The following is a 334-nucleotide window of genomic DNA, read 5'->3' on the forward strand; positions in this document are numbered from 1 at the left end:
CGGCGAATTGCGCACTCAGGTTCTGGTGTGCTTTGTCGTGTTTGGCAATAACCAGCACGCCGGACGTGTCTTTATCCAGACGATGGACAATGCCAGGACGCTTAACGCCGCCGATACCGGACAGGCTGTCACCGCAATGGTGTATTAAAGCGTTAACCAAAGTTCCGGTCCAGTTGCCATTTCCCGGATGAACAACCAGTCCGGCAGGCTTGTTGACCACAATTATGTCATTATCTTCATAAAGGAGATCAAGCGGAATATCTTCCGGCTGTGGATCAGCTGGTTCGGCTTCGGGAATGTGTAGCGCAATCGTTGAACCTTCGCGCAATTTGTG

At 51.5% G+C, this 334-nt stretch carries 1 protein-coding gene; it reads right to left on the reverse strand.

What is annotated here, in order from left to right:
- Nucleotides 1–334, reverse strand: a 334-nt coding sequence (locus tag HBA93_RS19810) for a pseudouridine synthase (RefSeq protein WP_286202081.1), incomplete at both ends; no start/stop codon positions are given.

This window comes from Ochrobactrum sp. SFR4, assembly GCF_019730395.1.
Taxonomy (GTDB): domain Bacteria; phylum Pseudomonadota; class Alphaproteobacteria; order Rhizobiales; family Rhizobiaceae; genus Pseudochrobactrum.